The following is a 17,337-nucleotide window of genomic DNA, read 5'->3' as shown; positions in this document are numbered from 1 at the left end:
ATCGTTACAAAAAGCTTCGTAATCCATTGTCTGTTTTATTTTCCTAAAATAAATTCTAAATGATGCTTCCTGAAAGGTGGCCTGCTTTTATTTATTATGAATGATATTTTATCAATCCTTCCATTGGATTTCTTAAAACATTTCCAAGTTGTAGCTGGTAGCCGTCGCACATTTCAGCCAATACATCTTTAAAGCCAAACGCAATTCCTCCGGTAAAGTGAACCGGATATTTCCAGCTTTCGCGAAATTTATAAACATGCTGATAAAAAAAATCGTTGAAGCCATCTTCAATAATATTTTCTATCATATAATGTCCGCGGTTTTCGGCTAAGAAAATGGCAAACGAAGCGAGGTAGCGATTCGCCAAGGGTTGCTTGTACACTGCGTTTAGAATTTCGTTAGCATTCGTAACAAATTTTGAGTCGAACCTGGAGCGGAGGTCTTCATCAAAAGTATTATACAAATAATATTGAATTACTTTTTTACCGAGATAAGCACCGCTTCCTTCATCACCCAAAATGTAACCAAGGCCGGGGTTATTTTTCATGATACGTTTTCCATTATAATAACAGGAACTGGAACCGGTCCCCAGGATACAGGCAATTCCCTTTTCGCTGCCGCAGAGCCCTTTCGCTGCGCCGTCCACGTCCGTTTCAACATTAACCCTTGCTGTATTAAAAGAGTTTTTTAACGCTTTCTTCACCATTTTTACATTTGCCGGGTTGGAACATCCTGTGCCATAATAAAATATTTCTTCAACTGCTATTTTTTTAAGATGAGGCAACACTTCCTGCCTTAATATAGCTTCCATTTGTACATCATTAACAAAATAAGGGCTCATTCCCTGGGAGTAAATAATTGTTTTCTTTTTACCATTTAAAAGGCACCATTCGGTTTTTGTTGAGCCGCTATCTGCAATCAATTTGATGGTTGGCATGTTTATCTCGTGTTTATTAAGGAAATTTGCACTTCCAAAAATTAAAATTAGATAATAAAGAATTGTATGCGCAATAAAAAATTACAGGTTTGGCTTCCGCTGATTTTGAGTATTTGCATAGTTGCAGGAATGTTCATTGGTTATCGTATTAAAGGAAATATGCCAAATACAGGCATATTTTTTACCAATAAACCTAAGCCTGTGCAGGAAGTTATGGATTTAATACAAAGAGAATATGTTGATAAAGAAGATGAAGATTCTTTAGGCGACATCGCCATACAATCCATGCTGGCAAAGCTTGATCCCCATTCTGTTTTGTTACCACAGCAGGAACTCCAATCCATTACCGAAGACCTGGAAGGACAGTTTTATGGAATAGGTATTGAGTTTAATATTTTTAACGATACTATAAATGTGTTGAACGTTCTTAAAAATAGCCCGTCTGATAATATTCTTGAACCCGGTGATAAATTTTTAAAAGTGGGTGACTCTGCAGTTGCCGGTGTTCATATTACTTCCGAAAGAATAAGAAAATTATTACGGGGTGCTGGTGGCAGCAAAGCAAATATTTTAATACTCCGGCATGGAAATCAAAAGCAAGTAACTATTACCCGTGGAATGATTCCGCTGTACAGTCTTGATGCCGCTTACATGATCGCAGACACCGTAGGTTATATCCGCCTTAATAAGTTTGCTGAAACAACTTATGATGAATTTATGACTTCAACGCAGGAACTTAAAAAGAAGGGAATGAAAAGTATGATCCTCGATTTAAGAGATAATGGTGGCGGCATACTTACTGAAGCAACCAACATTGCAGATGAATTTTTAAGTGATGATAAACTCATTACCTATACGGTTGGAGAACATTCACCGAAAAAAGAATATCGTTGCAGTAAGCCGGGCATTTTTGAAACAGGAAAATTAGTTGTTCTCGCCAATGAAGGAACAGCATCTGCCAGTGAAATATTAATAGGAGCTTTACAAGACTGGGACAGGGCAACGGTAGTGGGTAGACGCACTTTTGGAAAAGGTTTGGTGCAGGAACAGTTTCAATTAAGTGATGGATCCGGGTTGCGATTGACTGTTGCAAGATATTATACGCCGCTCGGGCGCAGCATCCAGAAGTCCTACAAAAACGGTGTGGAAGCCTACAACATGGATATCATGAACCGCTTTCACGATGGAGAAATGATTTCTGCCGATTCCATTAAACACACTAATGAAAAAGTGTTCAAAACAAAATCAGGTAAACTTGTATATGGCGGTGGCGGTATAACACCGGATGTTTTTGTTCCGTACGATACAACTTCTTTCGACAGGGCATTGGCAAAAGTTTATTTAAGCGGAACGCTTAATAATTTTGTTTATTTAAATTTTCTTGACCATGAAAAGGAGTTTGATGCTTATAAAACTCCAAAAGATTTTGAAGAAAGATATACCGTTGACGAGGCAACTTTAAATGATTTTAAAAATTACGCAGCAAAAGATTCCATCGATTATAATATTGAAGATATAAAAGGAAAGAAACTTTTAGAAAAGCAAATTAAATCGTTGACTGCACGCCAGATTTGGCGCACTGAAGGGTTATACGAAGTAAGTAATCCTGAAGACGAGACGGTAAAGAAAGCGCTGGAAGTAATAACCAGCGGCGATGTTACGCTTTCAGGCAAATAACTCCTTACCTCCTATTTTTTTTAACTTTGAGTAAAATATTTTTATGTGGAAAAACAGCATTTTAGAGACGATTGGAAACACTCCACTTATCCGCTTAAATAAGATTGCAAAAGAATTGCCTTGCACCGTTCTTGCTAAAGTGGAATATTTTAATCCAGGGAATTCTATTAAAGACCGGATGGCTTTAAAGATGCTTGAGGTTGCAGAAAAAGAAGGAAAAATAAAACCCGGTGGAACCATCATCGAAGGAACATCAGGCAATACAGGGATGGGACTTGCGCTGGCTGCGTGTGTAAAAGGTTATAAGTGCATCTTCACGACTACGGATAAACAATCTAAAGAAAAAGCAGATATTTTAAAAGCAGTAGGCGCAGAAGTTATCGTGTGCCCTACTAATGTAGATCCTGAAGACCCACGCTCCTATTATTCTGTATCAAAAAGACTTGCTGCTGAAGTTCCTAATTCGTGGTATGTAAACCAATACGATAATCTTGCAAACAGGCTGGCACATTATGAGCAGACTGGTCCCGAAATATGGGAACAAACGGAAGGCAAAATAACCCACCTTGTTGTTGCCACAGGAACCGGCGGAACTATTGTTGGAACCGGTCAATATCTGAAAGAAAAAAATCCTGCGATCAAAGTTTGGGCAATTGACAGTTATGGTTCATTACTTAAAAAATATTTTGATACTGGTGAAATAGATGAGAAAGAAGTTTACCCATATATAAGCGAAGGTTTTGGTGAAGATTTTGTGCCTGCAAATTATGATATGAAATATATTGACCGGTTTGAAAAAGTAACCGATAAAGACGGCGCTGTAATGGCCCGCCGCATTGCCAAAGAAGAAGGTTTGTTTTGCGGCTATAGTGCAGGAAGTTGCTTGCAGGGATTAATGCAACTTAAAAATGAATTGAAAAAAGATGATGTGGTTGTTTGCATATTTCATGATCATGGAAGCAGGTATGTTGCAAAAATCTATAACGACCAATGGATGATGGAAAGAGGATTTCTTGAAGTAAAAACATTTAAAGATTTGGTTAGCGGCCGTGGTACAAAAAAATTATTAACTATTTCGCCCGAACAAAAAGTAGCCGAAGCAATTGCAATGATGAAAAAACATGATATAGAAAATCTCCCCGTTGTAAACAGCGAAGGAATTGTTGGATCGTTAAGTGAAGGAGGATTGTTTGATAAAATTTTATCAGATCCTGAAATTAAAAACCAAACGGTAGAATCAGTAATGGAAAAGGAATACCCGGTAGTTGCTTTTGACACGCCTGTTGAAAAATTAAGCAGGCTTATTTCGAAACAAACCGGTGCAGTACTTAGCAAGGATGAAACGGGAGATTACCATATCGTTACCAAATATGATATTATACAAAGCCTGGCCAAGTAATACTTACAAAATAAATTTCCTGGATAAACGATTGATTTTAAATAATTCGTTGGGATAGCTACCTATTTTTTTATAACTGTCTTCGTAAAAACACTAAATAATAAAAGTATTTTTTCTTAGTTAATTTTCTTTGAAACGCTACGTAGATAGTATTTTTCTATATTAGAAGATTAAGCAATAACGCTATTGCATAGATCTACACGCACTTATATCTTTGTTATCAGAAGTTGATTGATGTTGATTTAGCATTAATCACATATCCAAATATCCAGCGAAAAACAAAGATCAGAATCTATCCAAATTCCTGAAAAATCAAAAAATCCAGTATCAGTCAACTTCTAATTTTTTCCAATACCATTAAGACCAAAATTGTCTGAGATCCATTTGAAAAACGAACCCAGGAAAACACTAAAAAATTCACTCCTGAAACGGCTCACCTCAAACCAGTAAATTTTTTCTGGAAAGAAAAACCACCATCCCAGGAAGCCTTTAAACAAGGCAAAAAGAATTGCTTCTGCAAAGTTGATTCGTTCTTCATTGCAGAAGTTTTTATTTTACTAATATCTTGCAGATGATTTATGATTATACATCCGCAAGATATTTCTGCTTTTCCTGTTTACTCAAGAATTGTTTCGTTAGTTCCTTCGCAAACAGAACTCTTGTATCACCTCGGGCTCGATGAGGAAGTAAAAGCCATTACTAAATTTTGTGTTCATCCCAAAGCGTGGCATAAAAATAAAACGCATATCGGGGGAACAAAAAATATAAATATTGGTGCCATTAAAAAAATTGTTCCGGATCTTATCATAGCTAATAAAGAAGAAAATGTAAAAGACCAGGTTGAAGAGTTGGCTCTCAAACATGATGTTTGGGTTACAGACGTCAAGAACCTGGCTGATGCGGTTAATATGATCAATCACATGGGAAAATTAACGCAAAGATCAGGCCCAGCCTCAGCCCTGGCATCGCAAATAACTGATGAGTTTGAAAAATTAAAAAAAGCTGCACAAGTAAAAAGGAAAACAAGGGTCACGTATTTTATCTGGCAGAATCCATATATGGTTGCAGGCGGAAATACTTTCATCAATGATATGCTGAATTATTGCGGATATGAAAATATTTTTTCCAAAGAGAACCGGTATCCTGAAATTAAATTACAGGAAATTGAAGAAAGAGATTGCGAACTGATACTGTTATCCTCGGAGCCTTATCCTTTTAAAGAAAAACAAAAAGAAGAATTGCAGGATTCTTTTCCGGACATAAAAATTATTTTAGTTGATGGGGAAATGTTCAGCTGGTACGGAAGTAGGTTATTAAAAACTGCCGATTATTTCAGGAAAATAAATTCTATTGAATGAAAATTCACCAGACTCTGCGGTATTTACCTTTATAAATTTTATAACTTAACTTTCAAGCTAATTCCGGATGAATACGTTTCATCGTGGTTTTTGATCAACACTTCATTATAAGTAATCTTTTATAGATACCCGATATGCTTAAATTATTAAAATTGTTGAACAGTATACATATTCTTATTTTTTGTTTAGTATTCACTCATATCAGTAATGCGCAAACGATGAGCACGCCTTTATATCAAAATAAAAAATTTATTGTATATAAGGATAGCATCGTGCAGGGTAAGTTTACAGCAAAGGCATTGTCGTCAACAAAGCTTACCTCCAATTATCAAAGCCCGGCCAACCAGTTTAAGAGCAATGATATTGCCTTCAAGTTTAGCATAAATGGAAAAGATAATGAAATGCCCTCCGGGACAGATCATCATTTTATTTGTACGGCAACAAATGGTGCTTGCGAAACGCCTGTGATAAAATTTGGAACCCAGTTAAAAGATAACGTCAATGTAAAAGATAATACCTACCTGGCGCCTAATGCAAAATTTGTGGTAAGTGTGGATATGAGTGATGTATTTAACGATTTCAATAAGCAGGGATATTATACAACATTTAACGGCAATAAAATTTATAAAGAAGACTTTAAAGGCGTTTACATCGCTGGCAATTCTTCTCCATTAATCTGGGATTTTGATAACCTCGTAAATCATCCGCAATTACAATTAAAAGATGAAAAGGGTAATCACGTTTACTCTACAACGTTAGTATTAAATGCGCAGGAAGATGAAAAGAAAACAAATGCAAATTGGGAACTAACAAAAGATATTTCTCTTTACCCACAATACAAGTCAGGCTACCCGATTTCAGACGCACTCTATAACATGTCACTGGAGGAAATGATTAAAGCCATTGAACCCGACAGTACTTTCAGAACAGGAAAAGAATGGGCGGGAGTATGGACCAGAGACATAAGCTACAGCATTATTCTTTCAATGGCTTACATGCAACCCCAGGTTGCCATTAATAGTTTGTTGCGCAAGGTGAATGGTAAAAAAAGAATTATACAGGACACCGGAACCGGTGGCGCATGGCCTTGTTCCACCGACAGAATGATATGGGCAGTTGCAGCTTATGAAGTATATAAAGCAACCGGTAATAAAGAGTGGCTGCAGCAGGCTTATGTCATTATAAAAAATTCTATCGAGGATGATGAACATGTTGCTTACGATAAAACAACAGGCCTGGTAAGAGGTGAATCATCCTTTCTTGACTGGCGTGAACAAACCTACCCCAAATGGATGCAGCCCGCAGATATTTACGAAAGTGAATGTCTTGGAACAAATGCCGTTCATTATGAAGCCAATAAAGTGCTGGCGCAAATGGCCCTGTTACTAAATCATCAGGATGTTGCCGCAAAACATGAAGCAATTGCATTGCAGATAAAAAATGGCATCAATAAATATTTATGGATACCTGCTAAAGGATATTATGCACAATATTTATATGGAAGAAATTATAAAATAGTTTCACCGCGAAGTGAAGCGTTGGGCGAAGCATTATGCATAATCTGGAACATCGCTGATTCGGCAAAGCAAAAAGAAATGATTGCAAACATGCCTGTTACAGATTTTGGTACAACATGCATTTACCCGCAGATACCAAACATCCCTCCCTATCACAATGATGCAGTATGGCCCTTTGTGCAAACTTATTATACATGGGCTGCTGCAAGAGCCGGAAATGAAAAAGCTGTGATGCAAAGTATTGCAGACATCTATCGCCCTGCGGCTTTGTTTGTTACCAACAAAGAAAATTTAGTTGCGGAAAATGGCGACTTTGCAGGCACGCAGATTAATTCAAGCAATATGCTTTGGAGCTTATCCGGCAATATAAGTTTAGTGCATAAAGTTTTGTTTGGCATAAAGTTCGAAAGTAATGAATTGACTTTTCATCCTTTTGTGCCTGAAGCATTAAAAGGCGAAAGAAGCCTGGATAATTTTAAATACAGGAATTCAATTTTAAATATACAAATGAATGGATTTGGTAATAAAATTTCTTCCTTTACGATAGACGGAAAACCAACATCCGCCTATGTTATACCTTCAACACTTAAAGGGACGCATACAATACATATACAACTTTCCAATAAGAACACAATCAACAATACTATTAATCATCAACCTGTTTATTTTTCTTTAGCAGCACCTGTTGTTTTGCCTGATAAGAATAAGCTTACCTGGCAGCCTGTTAAAGATGCTGTATCGTGTAGCATTTTTAAAAATGGAAAACAGATTGCTTCTGTTCAAACGAATTCATTCAACATTGAAAAAAACGGAACTGCAGAGTACCAGGTAATGGCTGTTGATAAAAATAAGGTTACTTCTTTTGCCAGTGAACCTATTTTAATAGCCGACGATAAAAATGTAAAAACTTTTGAAGCAGAAAACTTTGCTCTAAAATCCGATTCAGCATATAAAGGTTTCACCGGCGAACGTTTCGTTGAAATAAGTACCAGCTTAAACCGGAATTTGTCATTCAAAGTTACTATTGAAAACCCAGGCTTTTACAGCATTGATTTCCGGTATGCTAACGGTAACGGGCCCACGAATACTGAAAATAAATGCGCTATAAGAACGCTGAAAGTTGATAACAGGGAAACAGGAACTGTTGTATTTCCGCAACGCGGTAAAAATGAATGGAGCAATTGGGGATATAGCAATTCTGTAAAAGTGTATTTGCCAAAAGGAAAACATGTCATTAGCCTAAGCTTCGAAGATTTTGATAACAATATGAATGGAATAATAAACCAGGCAATGATTGATAACCTTCGGGTAATTATGCTGGATGAATAGGGTAATAGAAAATTACTCCTTAAACCGGAGCGGAGGATAATGGCCTCATGATCTGAAAAAATTTTAAATTACTGCCCTGCTGTAAAGATTGATTGATAAAATTCAATTATTCATTTAAATTTTTAATTGTGATTACAAAAAATTGAAGTGTATTGTGTTTTTATCATTTTCATGTAGGTTTGCATACATTTAAAAAAAAATTGTAATGTCTTCTAAAAAAATTTCAGAATTATTAGGCGATAAAGCCGATGATTTATTAAATCACAAGTGTATTATTGACAAATCAACGCTTACACTACCCTCTCCAAATTATATTGACGAGATTTTTGTGAACAGCAACCGCAATAACCGGGTTGTGCAAAGTTTGCAAATGCTGATGGGCCATGGCCGCCTTGCCAATACCGGCTACTGTTCAATCTTTCCGGTTGACCAGGGTGTAGAACATAGTGCCGGCGCATCTTTTTCTCCCAATCCAATGTATTTCGATCCTGAAAATATTGTAAAACTTGCTATCGATGGCGGTTGCAACGGAGTTGCTTCCACTTTTGGTGTGCTGGGTATTTTAAGCAGAAAGTATGCGCATAAAATTCCTTTCATTGTAAAAATTAACCATAATGAATTATTAACCTATCCGAATAAATTTGATGAAGTAATGTATGGCACTGTAAAAAGTGCTTATAATATGGGCGCTGTAGCTGTTGGTGCAACTATTTACTGGGGCAGCCAGGAAAGCACGCGCCAGTTGCAGGAAGTAAGCCAGGCTTTTGAGTTGGCGCATGAACTGGGAATGGCCACCATTCTTTGGTGTTACACACGAAACAATGCTTTTAAAGTTGGTGACGTGGACTATCATACTTCTGCCGATCTTACAGGACAGGCCAATCACCTTGGAGTAACAATTCAGGCAGATATTATTAAACAGAAAATGCCCACAAATAATGGCGGATATAATGCAGTAAAGTTTGGAAAAACTTCTAAATTAGTTTATGAAAAATTAAGCACAGACCACCCGATTGATCTTTGCCGCTACCAGGTATTAAATTGCTATAGCGGAAAAATTGGTTTAATAAATAGTGGCGGCGAAAGCAAAGGCGCAACTGATTTAGCTGAATCGGTTCAAACAGCAGTCGTTAACAAACGTGCCGGTGGAACTGGTCTTATATTGGGAAGAAAGGCTTTTCAAAAACCGTATAAGGAAGGTGTGGAATTATTATTGGCAACACAGGATGTTTATTTGGATAATAGCATAACGATTGCATAGTTCAATGTAAAGGTCATTAAGTCAATGGTCATTGAAATGTATAGATGATCTGGAATTTAATGACTCAATGAGTAATGACTTAATGACTTTTTTATGAAACAGGAAGAAGATTTTGATGCAAACCTTGCGGGTGAAGAAGGAGATACTGAAGAAACCAAACGAAGGTGGTTTAGAAGAATAAAAAAAGGAATAACCACTTCAACAAAAGATAAAAAAGAAGCTCCGGATGGCTTATGGACCAAATGCCCAGCTTGCCGTTATACCTGCACTGTTTCAGAATTAAGGGAAAATCTATTTGTATGTCCAAAGTGTGATTACCATCATCGTATTGGAAGCGCAGAATATTTTGAAATTATTTTTGATAATGATAGTTACCAGGAACTTTATGCCAATATAAAATCAAAAGATTATTTAGGCTTTGTTGATTTGAAACCTTATGCACAAAGGTTAAAAGAAACCTATGCAAAATCCTCCATTCATGATTCTATTACAGTAGCGCATGGAAAAATAAGCGCTATGGATATGGTTATTGCCTGTATGGATTTTGAATTTATTGGAGGAAGCCTTGGAAGCGTGATGGGCGAAAAAATTGTAAGGGCATGTGATTATTGCATTGAACATAAAATCCCGTTTATGATTATTAATAAAAGTGGCGGGGCCCGTATGATGGAAAGCGCTTTTTCGTTAATGCAATTAGCAAAAACATCGGGAGGTTTATCTAAAATGTCTGATGCAAAAATTCCTTACATCTCTTTGTGTACCGACCCCACATTCGGTGGAACCACAGCTTCGTTTGCTATGCTTGGAGACATTATTATGGCCGAACCGGGTGCCCTTATTGGATTTGCCGGTCCGCGTGTTATAAAAGAAACTATTAAGAAAGATCTGCCACCAGGATTTCAACGCAGCGAATTTTTGCTGGAACATGGTTTCCTCGATTTTATCGTTGCCAGGAAAGAACTTAAAGATAAGTTGACACAGTTGTTGACATTGTTTCGTAACTAGATCGCGAATGGTCAGTTGTGAGTTGCGAATCGGCTCCATTGACTACTCGCTTTCACTACTCACCATTCACATGGATATTAGTAACCGCAAAGCATATTACGAATACAATATTGAAGCAAAATATATTGCAGGTATGGTATTGAGCGGTACTGAAATTAAATCGCTTCGTGCGGGCAAAGCAAGTTTCAATGACAGCTATTGCATTTTTAATAAAGGTGAATTGTTTGTAAAAAGCCTTCATATTTCCGAATATAATTTTGGCACCCATTATAATCATGAGCCGATGCAGGAGCGCAAATTATTATTGCATAAAAAAGAATTGCGCAAGCTTGAAGGCAAAATAAAAGAGAAAGGTTATTCTATTATTCCATTAAAAATTTTTATTGCAGAAAATGGATTTGCAAAAATGGAAATAGGTTTAGGAAAAGGGAAAAAGATCTACGATAAGAGGGAAACCATTAAAGAAAGAGAAAGCGACAGAGACATTAAAAGGAAGTATGGGGTTTAAATATAACTCTAAAGGCTAAACGCAGAAGCAATAGATATTTAACACTCACTCAAACTCAATGGTACATTAATCGCCAATCCACCATCGGAGGTTTCCTTATATTTATTATTCATATCTAAAGCCGTATTCCACATGGTTTTAATAACATTATCGAGGCTAACTTTTGCATAATCCGGTGCGCTCTGTAACGCAAGCTGGCAAGCGGTTATAGCTTTTATGGCCCCCATTGTATTCCTTTCAATGCAGGGTATTTGTACGAGCCCATTTATAGGATCGCAAGTCATGCCGAGGTGATGTTCCATTGCAATCTCAGCAGCCATTAAAGCTTGTCTTTGTGTGCCACCAAAACATTCAGTTAAGGCCGCAGCAGCCATAGAAGATGACACACCAATTTCTGCCTGGCAGCCACCCATTGCCGCTGATATTGTTGCGCCTTTTTTAAAAATACTTCCTACTTCAGAAGCGGTTAATAAAAACTGGATGATCTTATTATCATCATTTCCATCACAAAAAATAATATAGTAAGTAAGCACTGCAGGTATAACACCTGCAGCGCCGTTAGTAGGCGCTGTTACAACTCTTCCAAATGAAGCATTTTGTTCATTAACTGCCAGTGCAAAACAACTTACCCAATCGAGTGTATATTTAAAATCATTCCCTCCTTCTTTTATTATTTTTATCCACGATTCAAAATCATTATAAGTTTTATCTTTCAATAATTTTTTATTTAAAGCCGCCGCTCTTCTTTTCACATTTAACCCGCCCGGTAGTAAACCCTGCATATGGCATCCCAGGAAAATAGATTGTTTCATAACATTCCATATCTCGAGTAGCCTTAACCGTGTTTCCTTTTCAGTCCGCCAGGTAATTTCATTTTCCATTACCACCTCACTTATACTCATGCCTGTTTTCATACACCAATGCAACAAATCTCCGGCATCATTAATGGGAAATGGAAGTGTAACATTACTATCATCATTCAATTGTGCCCCTTCTTTATGAACAAAACCTCCACCAACTGAATAATAGGTTTCAGCTATATGTTCATCATTATCAAGTACAGCTAAAAATGTAAGTGCATTGGGGTGATAAGGCAATGTTTCGGTATATAAAAACTCTATGTCTTCTTCGGGCTCGAAATCAATTTCGTATTTACCATCCAGTAACAATTTTTTCATTGCATTAATATCATTTATTTTAGCATCAATCATATTTACATCAAATGTTACGGGATCTTCTCCACATAAACCCAGTTGCACAGCAATATCGGTACCGTGGCCCTTTCCCGTTTTTGCAAGTGATCCATAAAGTAGTACTTCCAGCCTCGTTACCTTATGTAATAAATCTTTGTGTTGTAATGAATGTAAAAAAAGACTAGCTGCACGCCAGGGGCCTAGTGTATGGCTGCTGGATGGACCTACTCCTATTTTAAACATATCAAAAACAGAAATCGCTTCGTGGCTCACATAAAAAATTTATACACCAAAGTTATGTAAAAGGATATGCGAAAAATCGAGTTTAATATCAGCATTAGTAATAAATATAAAAGGCCTTGATGATACCATCAAAGCCTTAAAAAGTATTTTATAATAAAACTATAAACTATTGTATGTCTTCAACATGAACTTTAAATACAAGGTACGAGTTACCGGGAACCAGTACATTTCCGGCATTATCTTTTACCGGATTAGGCCCATAAGCAAGTGTAGGAGGAATATACAAGCTAATTACACCACCCTTACTTACCAATGGAATACCTTTTTGCCAGCCTACAATAACCTGCCCCAATTGAAATGTCGCGGATTGATTAGCGGCGGTAGAATCGAATGAAACGCCATTAAAATAAGTTCCTTTATAACTAACACTAATGTTCGTGCAGAGGTTGGCAACGGCGTTGCCTGACCCGGCATTATCGATCTTGTAATAAAATCCAATAGGGTTTAATGTTGCATCTGTAATGTTATGAGAAAATAGAGAGTCTTTTAAACTTTGTATCTCACTATCAGGAGCAGTTACATTAGAATCAGAGTAATTACATTTAGTACTATTTTTTACACAGCTAGCAAAAATAATCGAAGCCATAAACAAACCAGAGAGCGTTTTTTTAATCATCGTTTAATAATTTTGTTTGCAAATAAAGAGCATAAAATTTATTAAATTGCTGCATTATCTTTTCTCTCTTTAAATTTTAACTCTTTGTATAGTTGTTCATTATACTCCCATTTAAACTTGCCACGAAATATTGAAAAGAAAACAGCAACAATTAAAACGGTAATGATGATTACTATAAGTTGCGAGTTAGAAATGTAAATCATGTTTTTATACCATCCATGAAAGATGACAGCAAGTAATACCGGAAGTGAAAACACAAGGCCCATAGGAAGTCCAACCAATAGCTGTCGTAAAAATCCGTTTTCTTTATCCCTGTTTTTTTCCCAATATTCTAAAAATAGTAATTCATCTTTTGTAAGCATTCGCAAATTTACCAAGTAAAACTCCTGTAAAAAAATGAACGATATGAAACCAGTCCTGCATTTTTTGGAATTCGGTCAATAAAATGTAGGTTTGCTTTCATTAAAAATATAACTGTGAAAATTGAGCAGGCTCTTGTACTCTATTTATTAAAGCACAAACAAATTTCTTTACAGGGAATTGGAACTTTTAAAATTGATGGCGCAATTCCTGAAACTACTGAAAATGATAAACCAGTTATAATTCCAGCGGAAGCCATATCATTTATATATGATCCAAAAGTTAAAGAAGATAATGATCTTATAGATTTTATAGTTCAGAACACAAAAAAGATAAAACCGCTGGCTTCTGCTGACCTGGATTCGTTTTTAACTTTAGGCAGGCAGTTTTTAAATATAGGAAAACCTTTTACTATACAAAACCTGGGTACACTCGAAAAAGTAAAATCAGGAGTACTTGAATTTAAGCCCGGGCCACTCATTCAAAGAGTAGAAGTTCCTAAAGCTAAGATTGAAGATGAAGGCGCAGAAAAGCACGAAGAAAATTTATTCAATGATTATCAAAGAGAGCCGGCTTCAAATAATGGCAAAACATTATTTGTTGTTATTATAATAATCCTAGTAGGATTTGGCTCGTGGGCGGCATGGAATTACGGCTTTAAGAAAAATAGTACCGAGCCTGCTGGCAGTACTGAAAATATTGTTCCAATAAAAGATACGATAGATACAGTTGAACAACTTAGAAAAGATTCGTTGGCACGTGTTCAGAAAATAACAGATAGCCTTGCCAACCTCCAAAAGAATCCTGCAGATAGTTTTACTTTTAAAGTAGTTATAAGAGAAACACAAAGCAAAGATGTTGCATTGGCATTGCTTCAGCACCTAAAAAATTATGGAAGAAAAGTTATCGTTTATACTGAAGATTCTATAACTTATAAAGTTGCTCATCCCTTCATGCTGCCCCTTTCTGACACAACACGAGTACTTGATTCACTGAATAAATTCTACTACAGGGGCAAAGCTCATATAGAAATTAAGTAATTAGTTTAGCATTGAATTTATAAGCTATGCTTCGGCGTTAGCTGCTGTATAACGTTAAAGGTTACACGAATAATATCTTATTAACCTAAGGGCTCTCGACGGTTTTATCCTGTGCCAGGTCAGCATCGTCAGGAGTTGTTTTCATATCCCTGTCGAGTGAATACAATGCTTCTCCTGAAGCTTTTTCTCCGCCGGCAATTTTTAATTTGTCGAGCATATTCATAACCATCGTTTCTTCTTCAGTTTGTTCTTTCACAAACCACTGCATAAAATTCCAGGTGGCCCAGTCGCCCTCATCATGACTCATTTTCACAATTTTGTAAATTCCGTTGGTATTGTCTATTTCATGGGCAAATGTTTTTTCAAAACAATCCTGTACGCTTTGCGGATCTGCAGGAGGCGCTTCGATTGCTTCCACGTTTACCTTCGCTCCTCGTTCTATAATGTATTCAAGTATTTTCATCATGTGAGTACGTTCTTCATTTGCATGGCGAAAAAGAAAATTGGAAATTCCATCGTAGCCCTGGGTTGCTGCCCAGGAACCGTAAGACAAATAGATTTGCGAGGCATAAGCTTCCCTGGTCATTTGTGTGTTTAGGGCGGAACGCAATGTTTCACTCAGGCGATTTGTATTCATTTTATTATATTTTGTATTATACTACTTAACGAAATTAAGGAATTTACAAAAGAATCTTTTTTCAAAAATGCTTTTGAATAATCCTGTCAAAAAAAGGTATATAAAATAAACTGAACTTGTAATAAAGTGCGGATCATAAATAATCTGTTCTAATTAAGGAGTACCGTCTTTCGGCATCTTTTTCACGCTTGGACGAAAGTATTCTATCCAGCTATTTTTAATTTGGCAATTAACTAATTTATTTTCTTAGTTCGTCCAATATTGGTGTTGCAATTGCACTTATTGCCGTATGCTCCTCATTATTTTCCTGTTCAAAGATGGTAATAATATTTCTCCCTTTATGTAACCAGCAACCAGGGAGATATAAAGTTTGCTGCGGACCTGCATTCCAGTACCTGCCTAAGTTTTGACCATTTACAAAAACAATTCCTTTCTCCCAGGATCTCATATCTAAGAACGTATCTCCTGTTTTTATCAAACTAAAAGATCCACTGTAAATAACAGGATGGCTTTTAACATACCTGTTTTTAAAAGAGTGTAAATCTGGCTCTGCATTCATAGGTAACCTATACATTTTCCAGTTACCTTTCAATTCAGCGGAATCAATTAAAACGGGACTGATAATTCCCTTCAAATTGTGAACAATCTCAGCCCCGTAATTTATCCTTCCCATGTTCTCAACCAAAATTGATAATGTGGCATTCAGAGGTAAGTTGATGTCACAGGAATAATTATTAAAAACACGATTAAGTGTTGCAACCTTTTTGCCATTTACAAAAATGGTCGCATAATCTCTCAGTCCATCAATCCTTAATTTTCCTTTTATTGGTTTTTCAATTTTTTTAGAATACAATACATAGCCATAACCATGGTTTATTGATTCGAATGTTTGTGGCGTATCACTTTCAACAGGAATAATTTTTTCCTTAAAATCAAACAGATCAACCGCTTTATTTAATTGAATTGATGAAATTGATATAACGGGTATCGGGGCGGGTACGGACGGAATTTTGTACGAAACATATTGTTGAAACAACTGTCGCAATGCTTTGTACTTGGGTGTTTCCCATCCTGCTTCATTTATAGGTGCATCATAATCATAACTCGTTATGTCCGGTTGGATATTGTGCTCTCCATTGTAATTAGCTCCGCTTGTAAAACCAAAATTGGTCCCCCCGTGTATCATATAAAAACTAAATGATACACCAGCTTTTAAATATTTTTCAGTTTGTGCAATTACATTTTGAGTGGACACTTTTTGAAAAGGCTCAGCCCAATGATCCAACCAGCCGGGATAAAATTCAGCAACCATGTAGGGTCCTTTTCCATCATGATATTCATTAACCACTTTCTTTAAAGTTTCAATATTGTCTTCTCCGTTAGCCGTGGGTAAAGCACCTGCAATAGTACCGCCATTAAACAACGAGCTTCCATCGGACGTAAATAAGGGAACACTAAAACCTGCGTCAATTAATTCTTGTTTAATGGCAGCACTATATGCTTTATGGTCTTTCAAGGAAATATCTTTACGCTGTGCCACATAAGAACCAAATTCGTTTTCCGCCTGGACCATAATTATCGGCCCGCCTTTGGTCATTTGTAAATCTTTTACCTGTTGAGCCAGCTTATTAATATAAGTTTTACAGGAATCTAAAAATGCCTTGTTATAAGAACGTATTACCAGTGCTTTTTCTTTTACTAACCACCACGGGTACCCGCCAAATTCCCACTCAGCACATGCATAAGGACCTGGTCTTAAAATTACCATTAGACCCACTTCCTGTGCGGTTTTTATAAACTCGCGTATATTTTTATTTCCTGTTTTAAAATCCCATACACCGGGTGCTGTTTCATGATAGTTCCAAAATACATAAGTAGCTACCGTATTTAGCCCCATTGCCTTTATCATTTGCAAACGATGGCGCCAGTACTGTTTTGGAACCCTGGCAAAATGCATTTCTCCACTGTGGATTTGAATAGCTCTTCCGTCATATATGAACGATCCGTCTTTTATTTCAAATGAGTGCTTTTGCTGGGAAAAACAATTCATTATTGTTAAAAGGAAAACGGTTAAAAAAAGTAGTTTCTTCATAAATAACCTGGTGAACTGCACGATGCAACCAAATTTAAAAAATAGAAATATTGGTAATTCATCAAACATAATAAAATCGTTATGGAAAAATGAACGCAACCGATT

General features: G+C 36.6%; 14 protein-coding genes. 8 read left to right on the top strand and 6 right to left on the bottom strand.

The genetic code is table 11. The features are described from left to right. Positions 1-94: 94 nt before the first annotated feature. Positions 95-937: a BadF/BadG/BcrA/BcrD ATPase family protein gene (locus FW778_RS18895; protein WP_150416424.1), complete on the bottom strand. Its 843-nt coding sequence runs from the start codon at positions 935-937 to the stop codon at positions 95-97. A 66-nt stretch (positions 938-1,003) separates the two neighbouring features. On the opposite strand from FW778_RS18895, the gene FW778_RS18890 reads away from it, so the two are divergent. The 7 genes from FW778_RS18890 (at position 1,004) to smpB (ending at position 10,991) form a co-directional block, all read left to right on the top strand. Then, on the top strand, positions 1,004-2,614 hold the full coding sequence (locus tag FW778_RS18890; protein ID WP_150416423.1) for a S41 family peptidase: 1,611 nt from the start codon (positions 1,004-1,006) through the stop codon (positions 2,612-2,614). Positions 2,615-2,657: 43 nt separating this feature from the next. Next, complete coding sequence (locus tag FW778_RS18885) at positions 2,658-4,013, top strand: pyridoxal-phosphate dependent enzyme (RefSeq protein WP_150416422.1); 1,356 nt, start codon at positions 2,658-2,660, stop codon at positions 4,011-4,013. A 578-nt stretch (positions 4,014-4,591) separates the two neighbouring features. Next, positions 4,592-5,371 carry an ABC transporter substrate-binding protein gene (locus FW778_RS18880; RefSeq protein ID WP_150416421.1) on the top strand — a complete coding sequence of 260 codons (780 nt, stop codon included), beginning with the start codon at positions 4,592-4,594 and terminating at the stop codon, positions 5,369-5,371. 134 nt (positions 5,372-5,505) lie between these two features. Next, positions 5,506-8,217 (top strand): alpha-L-rhamnosidase-related protein, encoded by a 2,712-nt coding sequence (locus tag FW778_RS18875; RefSeq protein WP_150416420.1) that lies wholly within the window; start codon positions 5,506-5,508, stop codon positions 8,215-8,217. A 205-nt stretch (positions 8,218-8,422) separates the two neighbouring features. Beyond that, on the top strand, positions 8,423-9,478 hold the full coding sequence (locus FW778_RS18870; protein ID WP_150416419.1) for a class I fructose-bisphosphate aldolase: 1,056 nt from the start codon (positions 8,423-8,425) through the stop codon (positions 9,476-9,478). 93 nt (positions 9,479-9,571) lie between these two features. Then, entirely contained in the window at positions 9,572-10,483 is a 912-nt protein-coding gene (accD, locus tag FW778_RS18865; protein ID WP_150416418.1) for an acetyl-CoA carboxylase, carboxyltransferase subunit beta, read from the top strand. Between the two features lie 7 nt (positions 10,484-10,490). Then, positions 10,491-10,991 (top strand): SsrA-binding protein SmpB, encoded by a 501-nt coding sequence (gene smpB, locus FW778_RS18860; protein ID WP_317132388.1) that lies wholly within the window; start codon positions 10,491-10,493, stop codon positions 10,989-10,991. A 38-nt stretch (positions 10,992-11,029) separates the two neighbouring features. On the opposite strand, the gene FW778_RS18855 is transcribed toward smpB, so the two are convergent. The 3 genes from FW778_RS18855 to FW778_RS18845 form a co-directional block, all read right to left on the bottom strand. Further along, positions 11,030-12,457, bottom strand: coding sequence for an L-serine ammonia-lyase (locus tag FW778_RS18855; RefSeq protein WP_150416417.1), 1,428 nt, complete (start codon positions 12,455-12,457; stop codon positions 11,030-11,032). A 136-nt stretch (positions 12,458-12,593) separates the two neighbouring features. Further along, a complete protein-coding gene (locus FW778_RS18850) occupies positions 12,594-13,103 on the bottom strand; it encodes an FKBP-type peptidyl-prolyl cis-trans isomerase (protein WP_150416416.1) in 510 nt (169 codons plus the stop codon). Positions 13,104-13,144: 41 nt separating this feature from the next. Further along, complete coding sequence (locus tag FW778_RS18845; protein WP_150416415.1) at positions 13,145-13,465, bottom strand: hypothetical protein; 321 nt, start codon at positions 13,463-13,465, stop codon at positions 13,145-13,147. Between the two features lie 114 nt (positions 13,466-13,579). Between FW778_RS18845 and FW778_RS18840 the strand changes: the two genes are divergently transcribed. Beyond that, entirely contained in the window at positions 13,580-14,503 is a 924-nt protein-coding gene (locus FW778_RS18840) for a hypothetical protein (RefSeq protein WP_150416414.1), read from the top strand. Between the two features lie 85 nt (positions 14,504-14,588). Here FW778_RS18840 and FW778_RS18835 read toward each other — a convergent pair whose 3' ends face one another. Continuing rightward, a complete protein-coding gene (locus FW778_RS18835; protein ID WP_150416413.1) occupies positions 14,589-15,140 on the bottom strand; it encodes a ferritin in 552 nt (183 codons plus the stop codon). 238 nt (positions 15,141-15,378) lie between these two features. Further along, positions 15,379-17,232 carry a glycoside hydrolase family 35 protein gene (locus FW778_RS18830; protein WP_150416412.1) on the bottom strand — a complete coding sequence of 618 codons (1,854 nt, stop codon included), beginning with the start codon at positions 17,230-17,232 and terminating at the stop codon, positions 15,379-15,381. Positions 17,233-17,337: the final 105 nt, after the last annotated feature.

Origin of the sequence: Ginsengibacter hankyongi (genome assembly GCF_008710285.1) — a bacterium.
Taxonomy (GTDB): Bacteria; Bacteroidota; Bacteroidia; order Chitinophagales; family Chitinophagaceae; genus Ginsengibacter; species Ginsengibacter hankyongi.
Note: the sequence above shows the minus strand (reverse complement) of the source record. Positions and strands in the feature narration are given on the sequence as shown.